18 protein-coding genes are annotated in these 20,145 nt (G+C 61.6%); 4 read left to right on the top strand and 14 right to left on the bottom strand.

Annotated elements, in window-relative coordinates; all coding sequences use genetic code 11:
• Positions 1–28: 28 nt before the first annotated feature.
• From BLU46_RS17960 to BLU46_RS17940, 5 genes are all read right to left on the bottom strand, one after another.
• On the bottom strand, positions 29–1,045 hold the full coding sequence (locus BLU46_RS17960; RefSeq protein WP_017476554.1) for a putative 2-aminoethylphosphonate ABC transporter substrate-binding protein: 1,017 nt from the start codon (positions 1,043–1,045) through the stop codon (positions 29–31).
• Between the two features lie 23 nt (positions 1,046–1,068).
• Positions 1,069–2,793, bottom strand: a complete 1,725-nt coding sequence (locus BLU46_RS17955; RefSeq protein WP_063026460.1) for a putative 2-aminoethylphosphonate ABC transporter permease subunit — start codon at positions 2,791–2,793, stop codon at positions 1,069–1,071.
• 1 nt (position 2,794) lies between these two features.
• A complete protein-coding gene (locus BLU46_RS17950; protein ID WP_063026458.1) occupies positions 2,795–3,859 on the bottom strand; it encodes a putative 2-aminoethylphosphonate ABC transporter ATP-binding protein in 1,065 nt (354 codons plus the stop codon).
• A 225-nt stretch (positions 3,860–4,084) separates the two neighbouring features.
• A complete protein-coding gene (locus BLU46_RS17945) occupies positions 4,085–4,948 on the bottom strand; it encodes a LysR family transcriptional regulator (protein ID WP_008438952.1) in 864 nt (287 codons plus the stop codon).
• Between the two features lie 16 nt (positions 4,949–4,964).
• Complete coding sequence (locus tag BLU46_RS17940) at positions 4,965–7,241, bottom strand: heavy metal translocating P-type ATPase (RefSeq protein WP_093203973.1); 2,277 nt, start codon at positions 7,239–7,241, stop codon at positions 4,965–4,967.
• A gap of 85 nt (positions 7,242–7,326) precedes the next feature.
• Here BLU46_RS17940 and cadR point away from each other — a divergent pair, with 85 nt between their 5' ends.
• Complete coding sequence (cadR, locus tag BLU46_RS17935; RefSeq protein WP_017476559.1) at positions 7,327–7,776, top strand: Cd(II)/Pb(II)-responsive transcriptional regulator; 450 nt, start codon at positions 7,327–7,329, stop codon at positions 7,774–7,776.
• A gap of 125 nt (positions 7,777–7,901) precedes the next feature.
• Here cadR and BLU46_RS17930 read toward each other — a convergent pair whose 3' ends face one another.
• The 3 genes from BLU46_RS17930 to BLU46_RS17920 form a co-directional block, all read right to left on the bottom strand.
• Entirely contained in the window at positions 7,902–8,735 is an 834-nt protein-coding gene (locus tag BLU46_RS17930; protein WP_008438950.1) for a thymidylate synthase, read from the bottom strand.
• Between the two features lie 51 nt (positions 8,736–8,786).
• A complete protein-coding gene (gene lgt / locus BLU46_RS17925; RefSeq protein ID WP_008438947.1) occupies positions 8,787–9,599 on the bottom strand; it encodes a prolipoprotein diacylglyceryl transferase in 813 nt (270 codons plus the stop codon).
• 66 nt (positions 9,600–9,665) lie between these two features.
• Positions 9,666–10,448, bottom strand: a complete 783-nt coding sequence (locus tag BLU46_RS17920; protein WP_017476560.1) for a sulfite exporter TauE/SafE family protein — start codon at positions 10,446–10,448, stop codon at positions 9,666–9,668.
• A gap of 89 nt (positions 10,449–10,537) precedes the next feature.
• Between BLU46_RS17920 and BLU46_RS17915 the strand changes: the two genes are divergently transcribed.
• A complete protein-coding gene (locus BLU46_RS17915) occupies positions 10,538–11,284 on the top strand; it encodes an NRDE family protein (protein ID WP_093203969.1) in 747 nt (248 codons plus the stop codon).
• Between the two features lie 137 nt (positions 11,285–11,421).
• On the opposite strand, the gene ptsP is transcribed toward BLU46_RS17915, so the two are convergent.
• Both ptsP and BLU46_RS17905 read right to left on the bottom strand, forming a co-directional pair.
• The gene (gene ptsP, locus BLU46_RS17910; RefSeq protein WP_010167790.1) at positions 11,422–13,701 is read right to left on the bottom strand and encodes a phosphoenolpyruvate--protein phosphotransferase; all 2,280 of its coding nucleotides are present in this window, start codon (positions 13,699–13,701) and stop codon (positions 11,422–11,424) included.
• 22 nt (positions 13,702–13,723) lie between these two features.
• On the bottom strand, positions 13,724–14,203 hold the full coding sequence (locus BLU46_RS17905) for an RNA pyrophosphohydrolase (protein ID WP_003176750.1): 480 nt from the start codon (positions 14,201–14,203) through the stop codon (positions 13,724–13,726).
• Positions 14,204–14,346: 143 nt separating this feature from the next.
• On the opposite strand from BLU46_RS17905, the gene BLU46_RS17900 reads away from it, so the two are divergent.
• Entirely contained in the window at positions 14,347–15,003 is a 657-nt protein-coding gene (locus tag BLU46_RS17900) for a histidinol-phosphatase (protein WP_093203964.1), read from the top strand.
• Positions 15,004–15,115: 112 nt separating this feature from the next.
• On the opposite strand, the gene BLU46_RS17895 is transcribed toward BLU46_RS17900, so the two are convergent.
• Entirely contained in the window at positions 15,116–15,529 is a 414-nt protein-coding gene (locus BLU46_RS17895; RefSeq protein ID WP_093203960.1) for a DUF2269 family protein, read from the bottom strand.
• A gap of 40 nt (positions 15,530–15,569) precedes the next feature.
• Complete coding sequence (gene ilvA, locus BLU46_RS17890; RefSeq protein ID WP_003213834.1) at positions 15,570–17,084, bottom strand: threonine ammonia-lyase, biosynthetic; 1,515 nt, start codon at positions 17,082–17,084, stop codon at positions 15,570–15,572.
• A 136-nt stretch (positions 17,085–17,220) separates the two neighbouring features.
• On the opposite strand from ilvA, the gene rpiA reads away from it, so the two are divergent.
• Positions 17,221–17,892 (top strand): ribose-5-phosphate isomerase RpiA, encoded by a 672-nt coding sequence (gene rpiA, locus BLU46_RS17885; RefSeq protein WP_008438935.1) that lies wholly within the window; start codon positions 17,221–17,223, stop codon positions 17,890–17,892.
• A gap of 133 nt (positions 17,893–18,025) precedes the next feature.
• On the opposite strand, the gene BLU46_RS17880 is transcribed toward rpiA, so the two are convergent.
• Positions 18,026–18,931: an SdiA-regulated domain-containing protein gene (locus tag BLU46_RS17880; RefSeq protein WP_093203956.1), complete on the bottom strand. Its 906-nt coding sequence runs from the start codon at positions 18,929–18,931 to the stop codon at positions 18,026–18,028.
• Between the two features lie 117 nt (positions 18,932–19,048).
• Positions 19,049–19,978, bottom strand: coding sequence for an SdiA-regulated domain-containing protein (locus BLU46_RS17875; RefSeq protein ID WP_063026441.1), 930 nt, complete (start codon positions 19,976–19,978; stop codon positions 19,049–19,051).
• Positions 19,979–20,145 lie beyond the last annotated feature (167 nt).

Genomic DNA, 20,145 nt, shown 5'->3' with positions numbered 1-20,145 from the left:
CCACGCAGAGCGTGGGAGCGATCGGTGGTTATTGTTTTTCCGACTTGCCGTCATAGCGCTTGCGCCATTCGGTCAGGATGCTGTCGCGATTTTTCGACGCCCAGGCAAAGTCGTTCTTGATCAGCCGCTGCTCATAGTCAGCCGGCAATTCGGTCTGCGGCTTGGCAATACCCGGCTGGGCCAGTACCGCGAAGTTTTCCTTGTACAGCTCCATCGCCGCAGGGCTTGCGGAGAAGTCGGCGAGTTTCTGTGCCGCGTCCGCGTGGGCAGTGCCTTTGATCACGGCAGTCGCTTCGATGTCCCAGCCCAGGCCTTCTTTCGGCAGGATGATGTCCAGCGGTGCACCCTGGCGCTTCAGTTGAACGGCCGGGTATTCAAACGAGATACCGATCGGAAACTCACCTGACGCCGCCAGCTTGCACGGCTTGGAGCCGGAGTGAACATACTGGCCGATGTTCTGGTGCAGATCGTCCATGTACTGCCAGCCCTGCTTCTCGCCGAAGGTCTGCAGCCAGGCGCTGACATCCAGGAAGCCGGTGCCGGACGAGGCCGGATTGGGCATCACGATCTTGCCTTTGTACTCAGGCTTGGTCAGGTCTTGCCAGCTCACCGGCTTGCTCAGGCCCTGCTTTTCGGCTTCGACGGTGTTGAAGCAGATGGTCGCAGCCCACACGTCCATGCCGACCCAGGCCGGTGGGTTGGCGGCGTCGCGGTAGTTCGCGCCGATCTTGCCCAGGTCCTTGGGTGCGTAGTTTTGCAGCATGCCCTGCTGGTCGAGGATCGCCAGGCTGGAAGCCGCCAGGCCCCAGACCACGTCAGCCTGCGGGCGGGCTTTTTCGGCCAGCAGCTTGGCGGTGATGATGCCGGTGGAGTCGCGCACCCATTTGATATCGATGTCCGGGTTAGCCTTTTCGAAGGCTTGTTTGTAAGTCTTCAATTGCTCGGCTTCGAGGGCCGTGTACACGGTCAACTCGGTCTTGGCGGCAAAGGCATTCAGGCTGAACGCAGTGAGCACAGCAGCGGCTAACGCCAGGGGCTTGAACATGGTGCAGTTCCTTTATGGATGATTTATTGACCGGGCGCGGTTTGGCGCCAGGCCTGGGAGCGGCGCAACAAGCCGCGTGAGGCCCACGCCAGCAGCAAGGACACGCCCGCCGAGGTGAACAGAATCAGGGTCGACATGGCCGCCGCGCCGCCGACGTTGCCGGCGTCGTCCATGTTCAGCACGGCAACTGCCGCGAGGATGGTGTCGGGGCTGTAGAGGAAGATCGCGGCGGAGACGGTGGTCATCGCCGAGACGAACAGGTAGCGCACGATGTCCAGCAGCGCCGGCAAGCAGATCGGCACGGTGACCCGCAGGTAATGCCGGTACAGCGGCGCCTTGAGGGACAATGCGGCGGCTTCGAACTCGGCGTCCAACTGACGCAGGGCCGTGGTGGCGGTCATTTGTGCGGTGGTCAAATAGTGAGCAATGGTGCACACCACCAGCAGCGTCATGGTGCCGTAGAGCACATGCAGCGGGTTGCCGTTGAGGTTGAAAAAGAACACGTAGCCCAGGCCCAGCACCAACCCTGGCACCGCCATCGGCACGAAGCTGAGCATGCGCAGCGCCAGGTTCAGGCCCTTCTGGCCCTTGGTCTTTTCCATCAGGTAGGCGCCGGTAAAGATCAGCACGCTGCCGATCAACGCGGTGCACAGGGCCATGGTGATGCTGTTGCGGTAGGCCAGCCAACCGCCGCCGGCCGTGTCCTCGAACTGGTAGTGGGCCAGGGACAGCGACAGGTTGTAGGGCCAGAACTTCACCAGCGACGAGTAGACCGCCATGCCGAACACCAGCAACAGGATCGCGCAGATCAGCAGGACGATGGCCAGGTAGCAGCCATCCCGCAGTTTCGACGGCGCCGGCTGGAACACCTGGGCGCGGCCGCTCATGGAGTCGCCATGACGGCGGCGCAGCCAGGCGTCGACACCGAAGCTGAACAGCGCCGGCAGCAGCAGGACCATGCCGATCAAGGCACCGCGGCCGAATTGTTGCTGCCCGACCACGGCTTTGTAGGCTTCCAGGGCCAGTACTTGATAGTCGCCACCGACTACCACGGGCACGCCGAAGTCAGTGATGGTCAGGGTGAACACCAGGCAAAACGCGGCAAACACGGCCTGGCGGGTCGCCGGCCAGGTGATGCTGCGAAACGCCCGGGCGGGACTCGCGCCCATGCTCGATGCGGCGTCGAACAAGCGTGCATCCGCCAGGGAAAGCGCCGACAACAGGATCATCAAGGCATGGGGAAAGGTGTAGATCACTTCGCCGAGGACGATGCCCCAGAAGCCATAGATGTTGTCCGACAGCAGCCCGCGCAGCATACCCTGGTTACCGAACAGGTAGACCAGCGCAATCCCGGGCAGCATCGACGGTGCCATCAACGGCAGCAGCGACATGCCACGCCAGATCGCCTTGCCCGGAATCAACGTGCGTTGCAGGGCGTAGGCAAACAGGTAGGCCAACGGTACGACGATGGCCGCCACGCTGCCGGAAACCTTCAGGCTGTTACCCAGCAACCAGTGGAAGTTGTCGCTGGTGACCAGTTCCCGCGCCGCCACCAGGCCACCGCCCTGCCCGGCTTCACTGCTGAAGCCGCGCCAGAAGATGGCCAGCAGCGGCAGCAGTACCGCGACGCCCAGCAAACACAGCCAGAGCAGCTTGCCGCCGACCACAAAAATACGGTCGCCGACTTCGGCACGGGAAACCTGACGAGCCACGTTATCGGGTATCGGCAGAGTCATATCGCGGGCCATCTCAGGCAAACACCTGCAGGCTGCGCGGGGGCAGCGCGACCCAAATGTCCTGGGCGCCGAGGCGCGGCATGGCTTCCGGGGCCAGTTCGGCCAGCAGCGGATGTCCGGGCAGTTGGTCCAGCTCAAAGCTCATGCGGCAGCGGTTGCCGAGGAAGGTGATCTCGCGGACCTTGGCCGGGAACAGGTTTTCTTCATGCACCGGCGGGTTGACGCTGATGGCTTCCGGGCGGCAGAACAGACGGCCCGATTTTGCGGCACCGGAGTTTTCCGCCAGGCGCATATTCATCCCGCCGACCTGGGCGTGGCTGGCGCTGTTGCGGCTGAACGGCAGCCAGTTGCCCTGGCCGACGAACTCGGCCACGAACGGTGTGGCCGGGCGGTCGTAGATTTCCTGGGGCGTGGCGTACTGCTCGACCTTGCCGTTGTTCATCACAGCGATGCGGTCGGCCATCAGCATGGCCTCGTCCTGGTTGTGGGTGACCATCAGGGTGGTAATGCCCAGGCGGCGTTGCAGTTGGCGCAGCTCGGTGCACAGATGCTCGCGAACCCGGGCGTCGAGGGCCGACATGGGTTCGTCCAGCAACAACAAGGACGGCGCCGGCGCCAGGGCGCGGGCCAGGGCAACGCGCTGCTGTTGGCCGCCGGAGAGTTGACCGGGGAATTTCTTTTCGCTGCCCACCAGGCCTACGAGTTCCAGCATCTGCCCGACGCGCTTGCGCACTTCATCGCGGCCACTGCCGGTGAGGCCGTAGCCGATGTTCGCTTCGACGGTGAGATTGGGAAACAGCGCGTAGGACTGGAACAGAATGCCGTAGTCCCGTGCCTGGGGTGCAAGTAGGGAAACGTCGCGGTCGCCGAGGTACAACTCGCCGCTGTCCTGGCGTTCCAGGCCGGCGATGCAGCGCAGCAAGGTGGTCTTGCCGCAGCCCGACGGGCCCAGCAGGCACACCAGTTCGCCGGCGGCGACATCCAGGGACACGTTATCCAGCGCGGTAAAGGCGCCGAAGCGTTTCTGCACACCGCGCACCTTCATTGGCGCGCCGGGGTTGGTCATGGCTGTGTTCATGGAGGCACCTCATCAAACTGATGAAGGTCATCCTAGGCAGGCAATGCGTCCCTCTTGTGGCAGAAAGGCAAAACGTGGCGATAGTGGTATTGGTGGATTTGGGTAGGGCCAACAGATTGTTCCTACGCTCTGCGTGGGAATACATCTTGTGACGCTCCGCGTCACGACCTTAAGAGCGGACGCGGAGCGTCCAGGCCGGCATTCCCACGCAGAGCGTGGGAAAGATCAGAGAGGGGACATTTCCTGGGCCAACCCCAGGAAAGCTGCCGGCAATCGGGCGCCCTTTCGCTCTTTGAGGCAGTACAAATACTCGGGAATCTGCGGCGCATTTTCGATGGTCAGCACGCGCAATTGCGGGTCGTGGGGCACTTCCTGGCGGGCAATGATGCTGATGCCGATATTGCGCAGCACTGCCTCACGGATCGATTCCCGACTGCCAATCTCCAGCAGCGGCCCGTAACTCACGCCGGCGCCCTGCAACATCTCCTCGGTCAATCGACGGGTGGTCGACCCCGGCTCGCGCATCAGCAAGGTATGCCCAGCCAGCGCGGTCAGCGGTACATGTTCAAGCACCGCCAGCGGATGATTGCGATGCACCGCCAACACCAGCGGGTCCATGCCCAGCACCCGGCGGATCAGGCGTGGGTCTTCAAGCAGTTGGGACGAGGCGGCAACGTCGACGCGGTAGTCATCCAGCGCTTCCAGCACCTGTTGGGAATTGCCGATCTCCACCGAGACCTCGACCTGCGGCAGCCGCTCGCGGAAGGTTTTGACCAGGTCGAGGATGTAATAAGGTGCCGTCGCGGCAATCCTCAAGGCCCCTTGTACCTGGCCACTGTTGCGCAGGAAAAACTCGATGTCCGCTTCCTGCTGCAGCAGCGCCTTGACCATCGGCAACAGCCGCGCGCCTTCGTCGCTGACGGTCAGGCGGCGCCCGCCTCGGTAGAACAGCTCCACCGAATACTGGCTTTCCAGGTGACGAATCTGAGTGGTCACCGTGGGCTGGCTCAGCCCGAGCTTTTTCGCCGCCTGGGTAATACTGCCCAGGCGGGCGACCATGTAAAACGCCTTCAGCTCGGCACTCAGCACACCACCCTCTCATCGACTATTTGCGCAGCAGGCGCAGACCATTGAATACCACCAGCAGGCTCACGCCCATGTCGGCGAACACCGCCATCCACATGGTGGCCATCCCAAGGAAGGTCACCGCGAGGAAGATCGCCTTGATCACCAAGGCCAGGGCGATGTTCTGCTTGAGGATACTCGACGTTTGCCGCGACAGCCGAATGAATGCCGGAATCTTGCGCAGGTCATCATCCATCAGGGCCACGTCGGCGGTCTCGATGGCGGTGTCGGTACCGGCCGCAGCCATGGCAAACCCGATCTCGGAACGGGCCAGGGCCGGGGCGTCATTGATACCGTCGCCGACCATGCCCACCCGGTGGCCCTTGGCGTAGAGCGCTTCGATGGCCTGCAGCTTGTCGGTAGGCAACAGGTCGCCCTGAGCCTGGTCGATGCCGACCTGATCAGCAATCGCCTTGGCCGTATGGGAGTTGTCGCCGGTCAGCATCAGGGTCTTGATGCCCAGGTCGTGCAGCTGCTGGATGGCTTCGCGGCTGGTGTCTTTCACGGTGTCGGCCACGGCGAACAGCGCCAGCGGGCCGGATTTGTCCAGCAACAGGACCACGGACTTGCCTTGTTTTTCCAGGGCGAAGAGCTTCTTCTCCAGGGCCGGCGAGCACAGGTTCAGCTCTTCCACCAGGCGGTGGTTGCCCAGGTAGTAGACCTCGCCATTGATTTCACCCTTCACACCGCGACCGGTCAGGGCCTCGAAGTTATCCACCGTGTGAACGGCGAGATTCTTATCCACAGCCGCGTTGGCGATGGCCAGGGACACCGGGTGATCGGAACGCCCAGCCAGACTGGCGGCCAGGGCCGGCGCGCTGTCTTCCATGTTCGGGAACAGCGCCAGGTAATCGGTTTGCACCGGTTTCCCGTGGGTGATGGTGCCGGTCTTGTCGAGGGCCAGGTAGTCGAGCTTGTAACCGCCCTCCAGGTACACGCCGCCCTTGATCAGGATCCCTTTGCGCGCCGCAGCGGCCAGGCCGCTGACGATGGTCACCGGAGTGGAAATCACCAGTGCACATGGGCACGCGACCACCAGCAGCACCAGCGCGCGGTAAACCCATTCAAACCACACGCCGCCCATGAACAGCGGCGGGATCAACGCCACGCCCAAGGCAAAGATGAACACCGCCGGGGTGTAGACCTTGGCGAAGGTGTCGACAAACCGCTGGGTAGGCGCGCGGGCGCCCTGGGCCTGTTCCACGGCGTGGATGATCCGCGCCAGGGTGGAGTTGTTGGCGGCTGCAGTGACTTTGTATTCCAGAGAACCGGCCTGATTGATGGTGCCGGCGAAGACTTTATCGCCCACAGTCTTTTCAATCGGCAGGCTTTCACCGGTAATCGGCGCCTGGTCGATGGTGGACTGGCCAGAGGTGACTTCACCGTCCAGGCCAATACGCTCGCCGGGACGAACCCGTACGATAGAGCCCAATTCGATAACTTTAACGTCCTGTTCAACCCAACTGCCGTCCGCTTGACGGACCGTGGCCTGTTCCGGCGTCATCTGCATCAGGCCGCTGATGGCGTTACGTGCACGGTCCAGAGACTTGGCTTCGATCAACTCGGCCACGGTGAACAGGAACATCACCATCGCGGCTTCCGGCCACTGGCCGATCAGGATCGCGCCGGTGACGGCGATGCTCATCAGGGCGTTGATGTTCAGGTTGAGGTTCTTCAGGGCAATCCAGCCCTTTTTGTAGGTGGTGAGGCCGCCGCTGAAGATCGAGATCAGCGCGACCAGGGCGATCACCCACGTCGGGGCTGCGTTGGTGAAGTGCAGCACTTCAGCACCTAGAGCACCCACGCCGGACACAGCCAGCGGCCACCAGTGCTTCTTCGCCGGCGGCTCAGCCGGGGTAACGCCTTCCTCGATGGGATCCGCCTGCATGCCCAGGGACTTGATGGCGTCGATGATCGGCGCGGTCGTCGGCAGGTCGTGGGTCACGCCGAGAATGCGGTTGATCAGGTTGAATTCCAGCTGCTGCACACCCGCAAGCTTGCCCAGTTTGTTCTGGATCAGCGTCTGCTCGGTGGGGCAGTCCATGGCTTCGATGCGGAAGGTGCTCAGCCGCGAGCCCGCTGTCGGGGCTTCGGTCAGCTTCACCAGTGTCGGCGCGGCCTTGCTGGAACAGCAGGAATCGCCATGGCTGCCATGGTCGTGCTTCTGCACAGGCTTGAGCTTGGGGCCGTGATCGTGCGCGTGGTCATGATCATGGTCGTGGTCGTGCTTGTGCGGGGTGTGGATGGAGTCGCTCATTCTGTCGCGTCCGTAAAGGTGCCTGTTGCCAAGTAAAGACCCTGTAGCCACTATAGGGTCAAGCACCCTTTTGGAGATTGCTGCGATGAAGATCGGCGAATTGGCAAAATTGACGGATTGCCAGGTGGAAACCATCCGTTATTACGAGAAAGAAGGCCTGCTGCCGCCGCCTGCGCGCAGTGACGGTAATTACCGGCTGTACACCCAGGCGCACACCGAACGGCTGGTGTTTATCCGCAACTGCCGCAGTCTGGACATGACCCTTGAGGAAATTCGTAGCCTGCTGGGCCTGCGGGACAGTCCTCAGGACCAGTGCGAAAGCGTGAATGCATTGATTGATGAGCACATCCACCACGTGAAGGCGCGGATCGACGGGCTGCTGGCGTTGCAGGAACAGTTGCTTGACCTGCGCCAACGCTGCGGCGGCGGGCCGGATCTGGATCAGTGCGGGATTTTGCAGCGGCTGGAGGTCAGCGGGAGTGTCGCGGCCAGCGAGGCTGAGCCCTCACATGTAGGCAGAAGCCACGGCCATTGAATGTGTACACAAAACAAATGTGGGAGCGGGCTTGCTCGCGAAAGCGGAGTGTCAGCCACTGAGTGTGTTTCTGATACACCGTATTCGCGAGCAAGCCCGCTTCCACATTGGGACCGAGAGCGCTTTTAGATAGCCACGTCGGCCTTGATGCTCGGATCAGCGTCATAGCCCACGATTTCAAAGTCTTCGAATTTGTAATCGTAGATCGACGCAGGTTTGCGCTTGATCACCAGTTCCGGCAGCTTCTTCGGCGTGCGCGCCAGCTGGGTCTGGATCTGTTCCATATGGTTGCTGTAGGCATGGGTGTCGCCCGTGGTGACGATGATCTCGTGAGGGATCAGGTCGCACTGCTGGGCCAGCATATGGGTCAGCAGCGCCAGGGCCGCAGTGTTGTACGGCAGGCCGAGGAACACGTCGGAGCTGCGGATGTACAACTGCATCGACAGATGTCCGTCATGCACAAAGGCCTGGTACAGCAGGTGGCAAGGCGGCAGCGCTTGCTTGCCGTCCCGGGCGTTTTGCTGGGGGCTCTTGGTCTCGTCCGGCAGGTACTCGACGTTCCAGCCGTGGAACAGGATGCGGCGGCTGTTGGGGTTGGTCTTCAGGGTCTCGACCATGTAGTCGATCTGGTTGATCTTGCCGCCGTCCTTGGTTGGCCACGCGGTCCACTGCTCGCCGTACACCGGGCCCAGGTCACCGTCTTCGGTGGCCCATTCGTCCCAGATCTTTACGCCATTCTCGTTCAGCCACTTGATGTTGGTGTTGCCACTCAACATCCAGATCAATTCGTTGGCGATGCTTTTGAAGTGAAGCTTCTTGGTGGTCAGCAGCGGGAAGCCGTCGGCCAAGCTATGCCGAAACTGACGGGCAAACACGGCCTTGGTGCCGGTGCCGGTGCGGTCGCCCTTGGTCAGGCCATTGGTCACGACATCGTTCAGTAGTTCGAGATATTGCTTCATGTCTATACCTGTATCGTTGAAGCCGGGCCCCTCGGGCCCCGGCGTTCGAATTTAAAGCGCGGTGTTCTTGATGCCTTGCGGGCGATTGTAAGCCCACCACAGCAGGCCCAGGCCGGCGATGATCATCGGCAGGCTGAGAATCTGACCCATGGTCAACCAGCCCCACGCCAGGTAGCCCAGCTGCGCATCCGGCACCCGCACGAACTCGACGATAAAGCGGAAGATCCCGTAGAACAGCGCGAACATGCCCGACACGGCCATGGTTGGGCGTGGCTTGCGCGAAAAGATATAGAGGATCAGGAACAGCGCCACACCTTCCAGGGCGAACTGGTACAGCTGCGACGGGTGACGCGGCAATTGCGCCGGGTCGCTGAACGGCGGGAACACCATGGCCCACGGCACGTCGGTCGGCTTGCCCCACAATTCGGCATTGATGAAGTTACCGATGCGCCCGGCGCCCAGGCCAATCGGCACGAACGGTGCGACGAAGTCCATCAGCTGGAAGAACGACTTGCCGTTACGCCGGCCAAACCACCAGGCGGCGATCATCACCCCCACAAACCCGCCGTGGAACGCCATGCCGCCCTTCCACACCTCGAAGATCAGCGTCGGGTTGGCGATGTAGGCTGGCAGGTCGTAGAACAGCACATACCCCAGGCGTCCGCCGACGATGACCCCCATCGACATCCAGAACACCATGTCGGAGAGCTTCTCCTTGGTCCAGGTCGGATCGAAACGGTTCAGGCGCCGGGAAGCCAGCAACCAGGCACCGCCGATGCCGATCAGGTACATCAACCCGTACCAGTGGATTTGCAGCGGACCGATGGCCACGGCCACCGGGTTGATCTGCGGGTAAGGCAGCATTGCGACTCCTCGTTAAATCAATAGTCATGGCGCATCGGACCATGCCGGTGCGCGATTAAGCCTGCGTTACAGCAAAAAATTCAGCCCTACACAAAACAGCAGCCCGGCGAACAGCCGCTTGAGCAAGCGCGGCGACAACCGATGCGCCAGGCGCGCGCCAAAGCGGGCTGCCACCATGCTGGTCAGGGCGATGCCCAGCAGCGCCGGCAAGTACACAAAGCCGAGACTATGCTCGGGCAGCAGCGGATCATGCCAGCCCAGAATCATGAAACTTAACGCACTGGCCAGGGCGATCGGCAAGCCGCAGGCCGACGAGGTGGCCACTGCCTGCTGCATCGGCACGCTGCGCCAGGTCAGGAACGGCACGGTCAACGAACCGCCGCCGGTGCCGAAAATCGCCGACGACCAGCCGATCACGCCGCCCGCCAGGGTCAGGCCGAGCTTGCCCGGCACCTGGCGGCTGGCCTTGGGCTTGAGCTCCAGGGTCATCTGCAAGGCGATCACCAGGGCGAATACACCAATGATCTTCTGCAAGTGCGGCCCGGAGATCGCTTCGGCGGTCAGCGCGCCAACGCCTGCGCCCAGCAGGATGCCCACGGCCATCCACACAAAGATCGGCCAGCGCACGGCACCGCGCCGGTGATGCTCACGCACCGCATTGACCGACGTGAAGATAATAGACGCCAGGGATGTGCCGACAGCGAGGTGGGTCAACACCGAGGGATCGAAGCCCTGCAAGGTGAAGCTGAACACCAGCACGGGCACGATAATGATCCCGCCGCCCACGCCGAACAGCCCGGCGAGCATGCCCGCACAGGAACCCAGCAGCAAATACAGCAGAAATTCCATGGGAGCCCCCGAAAACAGACCGGCATGTTAACGGATGCAAAGCACAGGGTTCTATGGGTAGAGTGGGCAAAACACAAAGGGATTGCCTTATGTGCCTGATTGTTTTTGCCTGGCGGCCGGGCCACGCCCAGCCGCTGATCGTCGCGGCCAACCGTGATGAGTTTTATGCCCGGCCCAGTCTGCCGTTGGCCCAGTGGCTGGATGCGCCCCATGTTTACGCCGGACGCGACCAGGAAGCGGGCGGGACTTGGCTGGGGGTTGGGGCGGAGGGGCGCTTTGCGGCGCTGACCAATATTCGTGACCCGCACCAGCCGCCGGCCCGCAAGTCGCGGGGCGAATTGGTGGCGCGATTTCTCAGCGGTTCGCTGTCGATTGACGACTATTTGGCCGACGTTAATGGCAGATCCATTGAGTATGCCGGGTTTAACCTGTTGGTCGGGACGCGGGACGAGCTTTGGCATTACAACGCCAAGGAGTCTGCGCCAACGCGCCTGGAAACAGGGGTTTATGGGTTATCCAATGCGGGACTGGATACGCCGTGGCCGAAGTTGTTGAAGGCCAAGGCGGCGCTGGCGCAAGTGCTGGAAGATCCGCAGCCCGAGGCCTTGTTGGAGATTTTGAGCGACCCGCAGACCGCCCCGTTTGCCGACTTGCCGGACACCGGCGTGGGACTGGCGACGGAGAGCCTGTTGTCGAGTGTGTTTATTGCCAGCCCCAGTTACGGGACGCGGGCGAGCACGGCGCTGATTGTGAATGCCGACGGGACACGGCATATCGTGGAGCGCAGTTTCGGGCCGTATGGCGGACAGTTGGGTGAAGTTGAACTCAAAATCTGAACCTCACGCAAACTAAATGTGGGAGCGGGCTTGCTCGCGAAGGCGGCGTGTCAGCCAATACATAAGCTGACTGATGCACCGCTTTCGCGAGCAAGCCCGCTCCCACATTTCGATTGGGGACAGGCTCTGAAATCCGGTTAGAGGGTTTTTGCAGACGCCGGATTGATCATCCGCGCCAACCCAAGGTTCTTCAGCGCCAATTGCAGCGAGCTGTGGATAACTTGCGGGTTGTCGATGGTCATCAACTCCGCCAGCAATTCCTTGGCCCGGCTCAGGTTGATCTGGCGCAGCATCCATTTCACCTTCGGCAAGTTGGTGGCGTTCATCGACAGGCTGTCAAAGCCCATCGCCATCAACAGCACGGCCGCCGCCGGGTCACCGGCCATCTCACCGCAGATACTCACTTGCTTGCCTTCGGCATGGGCGTCGCGCACCACGTTCTGCAAGGCTTGCAGCACCGCCGGGTGCAGGTAATCGTAGAGGTCGGCCACCCGTGGGTTGTTGCGGTCCACGGCCAGCAGGTACTGGGTCAGGTCGTTGGAACCCACCGACAGGAAGTCCACCTGCCGCGCCAGCTCCTTGGCCTGATACACCGCCGCCGGAATCTCGATCATCACGCCAATCGGCGGCATCGGCACGTCGGCGCCTTCGTCGCGCACTTCGCCCCAGGCCCGGTGGATCAGGTGCAGGGCTTCTTCCAGCTCGTGGGTGCCGGAAATCATCGGGAGCAGGATGCGCAGGTTGTTCAGGCCTTCGCTGGCCTTGAGCATGGCGCGGGTCTGGACGAGGAAGATTTCAGGATGGTCGAGGGTAACGCGAATACCGCGCCAGCCAAGGAAGGGGTTGTCTTCCTTGATGGGGAAATATGACAGTGACTTATCGCCGCCAATGTCCAGGCTGCGCATGGTCACCGGTAACGGATGGAAGGCGGACAGTTGCTCGCGATAAATCGCCAGCTGCTCCTTCTCACTCGGAAAACGTTGGTTGATCATGAACGGCACTTCGGTGCGGTACAGCCCTACACCTTCGGCGCCGCGCTGTTGTGCGCGTGCCACGTCCGCCAGCAGGCCAGTGTTGACCAGCAGCGGTACACGGTGGCCGTCGAGGGTCACGCACGGCAGTTCCCGCAGGGCGTCGAGGCCCTGGGACAGCTGGCGTTCTTCTTCCACCACCTCGGCGTATTGCTTGCGCAGCACTTCGCTGGGGTTGGTGTAGACCTCGCCGTGGTAGCCGTCGACGATCATTTCGATGCCGTCGACCTTGGAATACGGCAGGTCCACCAGGCCCATCACCGTCGGGATGCCCATGGCCCGGGCCAGGATCGCGACGTGGGAGTTACCCGAACCCAATACCGAGACCAGGCCCACCAGTTTGCCTTCCGGCACTTCGCCGAGCATGGTGGCGGTCAGTTCTTCACTGATCAGGATGGTGTTGTCGGGGTACACCAGCGTGGTCGAGCGTTCCTCCTGCAGGTAGGCCAGCAGGCGGCGACCGAGGTCTTTCACGTCCGAGGCGCGTTCGCGCAGGTAGGCGTCGTCCATCAATTCGAAACGGTTGACGTGATCGGTGACCACTTGGCGCAGCGCGCCCTGGGCCCACTGGCCGGTCTTGATCACGTCCTTGACTTCGCTGCCCAGGGACGCGTCGTCGAGCATCATCAGGTACACGTCGAACAGCGCCCGTTCTTCAGGCCGCAGCTGGGTGGCCAGCTTGGTCGACAGGGTGCGCATGTCATTGCGCACCCCTTCGAGGGCGGTCTTGAAGAGGATGATTTCAGCGTCGATGTCGGTGACGGTCTTGTCCGGCACCACGTCCAGGTCGGCCGGCGGCAGCATCACCACGGCGGTACCGACGGCTGCGCCCGGCGAACCCGGTACGCCGACGAACTTGGCTTCCTGGATACCCTTGCCCTGGCGCCCCAGGCCGCGAATCGAACCGGTGGCCTCGGCGTGGGCAATAACCCCGGCGAGCTGCGCGCTCATGGTCACGAGGAAGGCTTCTTCACCTTCGTCGAACTGGCGGCGTTCTTTCTGCTGGATGACCAACACGCCGACAACGCGGCGGTGGTGAATGATCGGTGCACCGAGGAACGAGGCGTAGCGCTCTTCGCCGGTTTCGGCAAAGTAGCGATAACGCGGGTGATCGGCAGCGTTTTCAAGGTTCAGGGGTTCTTCACGCGTCCCCACCAGGCCCACCAGACCTTCATTGGGCGCCATGCTGACCTTGCCGATGGAGCGCTTGTTCAAGCCCTCGGTGGCCATCAGGACAAAACGGTTGGTCTCGGGGTCCAGCAGGTAAACCGAGCAGACCTGGCTGCCCATGGCTTCCTTGACGCGCAACACAATAATCCCCAACGCCGCCTTGAGATCCTTGGCGGAGTTAACTTCCTGGACGATCTTGCGCAGCGTATTGAGCATGGCTCGGGGTCGAACTCCGTCGTCAGTCGCGCGCTAAAAGGCGCGGGGCAAGCTCTTTAAGAGCGCGACGATAAACCTCGCGCTTGAATGTCACCACCTGGCCCAACGGATACCAATAACTGACCCAACGCCAGCCATCGAACTCCGGTTTACCGGTCAAATCCATCCGCACCCGCTGCTCGTTGGAGATCAGGCGCAGGAGAAACCATTTCTGTTTCTGGCCGATGCACAGCGGTTGGCTGTGAGTACGCACCAGACGTTGCGGCAAACGATAGCGCAACCAGCCTCGGGTGCAGGCCAGAATTTGCACATCTTCACGTTCAAGGCCTACTTCTTCGTTCAACTCACGGTACAAGGCGTCTTCAGGGGTTTCGTCGGGGTTGATTCCGCCTTGAGGAAACTGCCAGGCATCTTGGTTGATACGGCGAGCCCATAGCACCTGTCCGGCATCATTCGTAAGAATAATCCCGACATTAGGACGGAAACCATCGGGGTCGATCACGGCAACAACCTCGCAAACGCATGTCACCGCATTGTTCCACAAAGATTGATACAGCGGCAACGAGGCTGCTTACCTTATGTGCACTCTTGTGAAAAGACCGTATTCTGGACGCCTTTTTACAGACTTTTCAGCGAGTAACTGCAATGCGCCTGGCTTTATTCGACTTGGACAACACGCTTTTGGGGGGTGACAGCGATCACGCCTGGGGCGATTACCTCTGTGAACGCGGGATTCTCGACGCCGTGGCCTACAAGGCCCGCAACGATGAGTTCTACCAGGACTACCTGGCCGGCAAGCTGGATAACGCCGAGTACCTGAACTTCTGCCTGGAAATCCTCGGCCGCACCGAGATGGCCCAGTTGGACGAGTGGCACCGTGACTACATGCGCGACTGCATCGAGCCGATCATGCTGCCCCAGGCGGTTGAGTTGCTGGCCAAGCACCGCGCCGCTGGCGACAAGCTGGTGATCATCACCGCCACCAACCGTTTCGTCACCGCGCCAATTGCCGCACGCCTGGGCGTGGAAACCCTGATCGCCACCGAATGCGAGATGGAAAACGGCCGCTACACCGGACGCAGCACCGATGTACCGTGCTTTCGCGAAGGTAAAGTGACGCGCTTGAATCGTTGGTTGGAAGAGACCGGGTTTAGCCTGGAGGACAGTTACTTCTATAGCGATTCGATGAATGACCTGCCGCTGTTGGAGCAGGTGACGCATGCAGTGGCAGTGGATCCGGATCCTAATCTGCGGGCTGAGGCTGAGAAGCGTGGTTGGCCGGTAATTACTCTGCGCAGCTGATAACGCTTTCGCGAGCAAGCCCGCTCCCACATTTGATCGAGTTCCACCTTTGGAATGCAGTCGAATGTGGGAGCGGGCTTGCTCGCGAATGAAGGCGACCCGGTTTCAAGCCCTAAACGGGTTTAGCCCCCATCAACCCGGCAATCGCCACAAACCCCACCAAACTGACCACGGCCAGCGCCAAAGTAAAGTTCACACTCCCCGCCCCGCCCAACCGCAGTCGATTAAGCCGCGCCACCAGCCAGAACCAGCTCAGCGCCGCCACGGTGTAGATCACGCTCGAGCCCAGAATCCAGGTTTGCCCCAGCGGCCAGCCGATCAAGTGCGCCAGCCACCAGCCAGTGAACGGCATGCTCACCACGCAAATCCCCATCAACAACCACACAAACACCCACGGCCGCTGCACGGTATAGGCCGGCCCCGCACTGCGTTTGCGCCAGGCCAGCACCGCCAGCGCGACACCGCTGAGCAGCAGCAACACCGTGGCCGCGATGTGGATAACTTTAAGGGTGGTCAGCGTTTCCATGTTCTCGATTCCTTGTAGGCCGCTCAGTCAGCGTAGTCGCTCAACCGAGGAACAGTTGGTAGGCCGGGTTATCACTTTCATCCCAGTACGGGTAGCCAATGGCTTCCAGCGCCGCGGGCACCAGGTGGCGCTCGTCCGCCGGCACTTGCAGGCCCGCCACCACGCGCCCATCGGCAGCACCGTGGTTGCGATAGTGGAACATCGAGATGTTCCAGCGCCCGCCCAATTTGTTGAGGAAGTTGAACAGCGCCCCCGGACGTTCCGGGAATTCGAAGCGGAACACCACTTCGTCGCTGACGTGCGCCGCATGGCCACCGACCATATGGCGGATGTGCAGCTTGGCCAGTTCGTTTTCCGTCAGGTCCAGCACCGGGAAACCCTGGCTGGTAAGGCTGGCGATCAGCGCACTGCGCGGGTCGTTTTCCGGGTGGGTCTGCACGCCGACAAAAATGTGCGCCTCGCGGCCGGAGTGGTAGCGGTAGTTGAATTCGGTGATCTGGCGCTTGCCCACGGCCTCGCAGAAGGCCTTGAAGCTGCCCGGCTTCTCGGGAATGGTCACGGCGATGATGGCTTCGCGGCCTTCACCCAGCTCGGCGCGCTCGGCCACATGGCGCAGGCGGTCGAAGTTGACGTTGGCCCCGGAATCAATGGCCACCAGGGTTTGCCCGGTGATGCCACGGGTCTCGACGTACTTCTTGATGCCCGCCACGCCCAGGGCGCCAGCCGGCTCCGTGATGGAGCGGGTGTCGTCGTAGATGTCCTTGATCGCCGCGCAGATTTCATCGGTGCTGACGGTGATCACTTCATCCACGTAGTCCTTGCAGATGTCGAAGGTGTGCTGGCCGATCTGCGCCACTGCCACGCCGTCGGCGAAGATGCCCACGGTCGGCAGGACCACGCGCTCGCCCGCCGCCATGGCGGCTTGCAGGCAGTTGGAGTCGTCCGGCTCGACGCCAATGATCTTGATTTCAGGCCGCAGGTATTTCACGTAGGCCGCGATACCCGCGATCAGGCCACCGCCGCCCACCGGGACGAAAATCGCGTCCAGCGGCCCCGGGTGCTGGCGCAGGATCTCCATTGCCACGGTGCCCTGCCCGGCAATGGTGTGCGGATCATCGTAGGGGTGAATGTAGACATAGCCCTTTTCGTCGACCAGCTTCAGCGAATACGCCAGCGCTTCCGGGAACGAATCCCCGTGCAACACCACTTTGCCGCCACGGGAGCGCACGCCTTCGACCTTGATTTCGGGGGTGGTCTTGGGCATCACGATGGTGGCCTTGACCCCCAGCACCTTGGCCGCCAGGGCCAGGCCCTGGGCGTGGTTGCCCGCTGAAGCGGTGACCACACCGCGCGCCCGTTCTTCGGCGCTCAATTGGGTCAGCTTGTTGTAGGCACCGCGAATCTTGAACGAGAACACCGGCTGCAAGTCTTCGCGCTTGAGCCAGACCTTGTTGCCCAGGCGCTCGGAGAGCTGGCGGGCGGTCTGCAGCGGGGTTTCTACGGCAACGTCGTAAACGCGCGAGGTGAGGATCTTTTTGACGTACTGTTCAAGCATCGGAAAGCATCACTGGGCGGGTTGGGCAGGGCCAAGGAGTCTAACCCAGCGTTTGGCCGGGCGACCACACGAAAACCGAGGTTTTGTTGGGTTATACTCGCGCCCCTCTTTACTCCCCGCCCGTTCCGGAGCCCGCATGACCCAGGATCAACTCAAACAGGCAGTGGCCCAGGCCGCCGTCGATTTAATCCTTCCTAAACTCGACGATAAAAGCATCGTCGGTGTCGGCACCGGCTCCACCGCCAACTGCTTTATCGATGCGCTGGCCCTGCACAAGGGCGCGTTCGACGGCGCGGTTGCCAGTTCCGAAGCCACCGCCGCGCGGCTCAAGGGCCACGGTATCCCGGTGTATGAGCTGAACACCGTCAGCGACCTGGAGTTCTACGTCGACGGCGCCGATGAAAGCGACGCACACCTGAACCTGATCAAGGGCGGCGGCGCAGCCCTGACCCGCGAGAAGATCGTAGCGGCCGTGGCCAAGACCTTCATCTGCATCGCCGACGCCAGCAAACTGGTGCCCGTCCTCGGCGCGTTCCCGCTGCCGGTGGAAGTGATCCCGATGGCCCGCAGCCACGTGGCCCGCGAGCTGGTGAAGCTGGGCGGCGACCCGGTGTACCGCGAAGGCGTGCTGACCGACAACGGCAACATCATCATCGACGTGTTCAATATGCAGATCACCAATCCGGTGGAACTGGAGCGTCAGATCAATGCCATCGTCGGCGTCGTCACCAACGGTTTGTTCGCGGCCCGTCCGGCTGACGTACTGCTGCTGGGCACCCCGGAAGGCGTGAAAACCCTTAAGGCATAAAAGCACCACAGACCCAGTGTGGGAGCTGGCTTGCCTGCGATGGCATCGCCCCGGCACTACTGAAAGACCGCGTCGCCTGCATCGCAGGCAAGCCAGCTCCCACCTTCGATCTTCGCCATGGCTGGGATCGGGTTCATTTCTTGAATACATAGAAAAGATTGGGCTCACTGACCATGTACAACGTGCCGTCGTTGTCCATGGCAATCCCCTCGGCCTGAGGCACGCGCTGCTTCAGGCCATGCCGCCCCCTGAGCAGCGACAAACTGCTCAGGGGACGACCGTCGATATCCAGCTCCAACACCAGGAATGACTCATCCGACAGCGCCAGCAAATGGCCGCTGCGCTCATCGTATTGCAGGCTCGACAGGTCACGCACAAACAACCCGGCATCGCGCTTGGGGTTGTTGATCACGTGCACCGAGTAGGTTTTTTCCGGTTTGAAATGGGGAAAGCCGTGGACCTCGTAGATCAGCATCGGGTCGCGTTCCTTGGCCACAAACAAACGCTTGCCCACCGAGTCATAGGCCAGGCCTTCGAAGCCCTTGTTGCCGCCCAGGTGCACGCCGAGAGTCATTTGCTCGGCGTCGGCGGCATCAAGGAATTTGGTGTCGTCATCCACGTGGACCTTGATCAGCCGCTGCTGGCGCTCGTCGCTGATGACGTAGGTGTTGTCGCTGATGTACTCCACAGCCTCGGCGTCGCCAAAACCCACCAGCGCAATGCGTCGCAGGATTCTGCCGTCCAGGGACAGCTCCACCAGCTCGGCATTCTTGTTGGTCACGGTAAACAGGCTGTTGCGCACCGGATCGAAGGTCAGGGCCGAGACATCATCGTTGAGACCGTCGATCACCTGCGCCTCCAGGGCCACCTGGTAATTCCCCAGGCCAATGGAGTGCTCACCGGCGGGATTACGCCACGACTGCCAGTTGAACCAGGCACGCTCGAACAGTCGCAATTGCTGCGCGACCACGCCGACAGCCACCAAGGCGATCAGGATCAGGATGAAAAAGGCAGGCTTTGGACGGGCAAGTCGACGCATCGGGCGGGGCTCAAAGTGAAAACTGGCGAATGAATATCACGGTCGCCTGAATTTAAACTTAAACGCCCCGGGTGTCTGGCGGATGCCGCAGATAGAGAGAAATCTGACGTAATCGAACTACTGTTTCTGCTTCTCGAAGCGATAGAACAGGTTCGGCTCGCTGACCATGTACAGCGTGCCGCTCTCGTCCATGGTCACGCCTTCGGCACGAGGAATGGTGTTCTTCAAGCCATTGAAGCCGCCGAGCAACGTCATGAAGCTGACTTGCTCGCCCTTCTCGTCCAGTTCCAGCAACAGATGGGAATCCGCCGACAACGCCAGCAGGTGGCCGGTACGCGGATCAACGGTCAGCGCTGAGAGGTTGCGCATGTCCAACTCGGTGCTGGCGAGCTTTTGCTTGTCGCCGGTGAGGGTCTGGCTGCCGTCGCTTTTCCAGGTGAACAGCGCCGGTGGGCGCTCTTCGCCGAGGATCAGTTGCTGGTTGCGCTTGTCCCAGGTCACGGCTTCAAAGGCTTTGTTTTGGTCCTTCGACGGGCCAAGGTCGTAGGACGGGAAGTCAGCTTTGTTCAACTGCTGGGTCTGCGGGTCGACCTTGATGATGGTCAGGCTGTGCTGACGCTCATCGACCACGGCCATCAAGCCGTTTTCCATCATGGTCACGCCTTCCGGGTTGTTCCAGCCGTTGAGCGGCATCTTGCGCAGTACGTCGCCTTGCAGGGTCAATTCAACCAGGAACGGGTTTTTGCCCATGACCGAGAACAGAGTCTTGGTCAGCGGGTTGTAGGTGAGGTCCGAGGCTTCGTCCTTCTCCATTCCGGGCAGCAACTTGGCATCGATCACCGCGCGGTAGTCCGGGAGCCAGACGCTTTCCAGGCGCTCGGTCGGGGTTTCGAAGCCCTCCGCCACCCACAGCACGCCACGGTCATCCCAATGCATCGCCCAGGCCACGCCGTAAATGATCGCGCCGGCTAGGAACAGCCAGGAATACCAGCGCATGGCAAGGCGTGAACGCAACGAGGGTTTTACGGATGGGAGAGGCACGGCCATTACGCTTTCCAGAAAGTCAGCTTTAGGGGATAGCACAGGATCACAAGGTCCGCGCGCAGGAGGCTGAGGATTATCCGGATGGGGTGTGAAAAAAATGCAAAAACCGGTGCTTCCAGGCAAACACAAAACAATGTGGGAGCCGGGCTTGCCCGCGATGGCGGCGGCTC

Source organism: Pseudomonas yamanorum, from assembly GCF_900105735.1.
Taxonomy (GTDB): Bacteria; Pseudomonadota; Gammaproteobacteria; order Pseudomonadales; family Pseudomonadaceae; genus Aquipseudomonas; species Aquipseudomonas yamanorum.
The sequence above is the reverse complement of the archived record's forward strand: the minus strand, read 5'-3'. Positions and strand labels throughout refer to the sequence as shown.

Coding starts and splice junctions, on each gene's coding strand:
- BLU46_RS17960 (WP_017476554.1), bottom strand. CDS start 1,045: ATGTTCAAGCCCCTGGCGTTAGCCGCTGCTGTGCTCACTGCGTTCAGC.
- BLU46_RS17955 (WP_063026460.1), bottom strand. CDS start 2,793: ATGGCCCGCGATATGACTCTGCCGATACCCGATAACGTGGCTCGTCAG.
- BLU46_RS17950 (WP_063026458.1), bottom strand. CDS start 3,859: ATGAACACAGCCATGACCAACCCCGGCGCGCCAATGAAGGTGCGCGGT.
- BLU46_RS17940 (WP_093203973.1), bottom strand. CDS start 7,241: ATGAGCGACTCCATCCACACCCCGCACAAGCACGACCACGACCATGAT.
- cadR (WP_017476559.1), top strand. CDS start 7,327: ATGAAGATCGGCGAATTGGCAAAATTGACGGATTGCCAGGTGGAAACC.
- BLU46_RS17930 (WP_008438950.1), bottom strand. CDS start 8,735: ATGAAGCAATATCTCGAACTACTGAACGATGTCGTGACCAATGGCCTG.
- lgt (WP_008438947.1), bottom strand. CDS start 9,599: ATGCTGCCTTACCCGCAGATCAACCCGGTGGCCGTGGCCATCGGTCCG.
- BLU46_RS17920 (WP_017476560.1), bottom strand. CDS start 10,448: ATGGAATTTCTGCTGTATTTGCTGCTGGGTTCCTGTGCGGGCATGCTC.
- BLU46_RS17915 (WP_093203969.1), top strand. CDS start 10,538: ATGTGCCTGATTGTTTTTGCCTGGCGGCCGGGCCACGCCCAGCCGCTG.
- ptsP (WP_010167790.1), bottom strand. CDS start 13,701: ATGCTCAATACGCTGCGCAAGATCGTCCAGGAAGTTAACTCCGCCAAG.
- BLU46_RS17900 (WP_093203964.1), top strand. CDS start 14,347: ATGCGCCTGGCTTTATTCGACTTGGACAACACGCTTTTGGGGGGTGAC.
- BLU46_RS17895 (WP_093203960.1), bottom strand. CDS start 15,529: ATGGAAACGCTGACCACCCTTAAAGTTATCCACATCGCGGCCACGGTG.
- ilvA (WP_003213834.1), bottom strand. CDS start 17,084: ATGCTTGAACAGTACGTCAAAAAGATCCTCACCTCGCGCGTTTACGAC.
- rpiA (WP_008438935.1), top strand. CDS start 17,221: ATGACCCAGGATCAACTCAAACAGGCAGTGGCCCAGGCCGCCGTCGAT.
- BLU46_RS17880 (WP_093203956.1), bottom strand. CDS start 18,931: ATGCGTCGACTTGCCCGTCCAAAGCCTGCCTTTTTCATCCTGATCCTG.
- BLU46_RS17875 (WP_063026441.1), bottom strand. CDS start 19,978: ATGGCCGTGCCTCTCCCATCCGTAAAACCCTCGTTGCGTTCACGCCTT.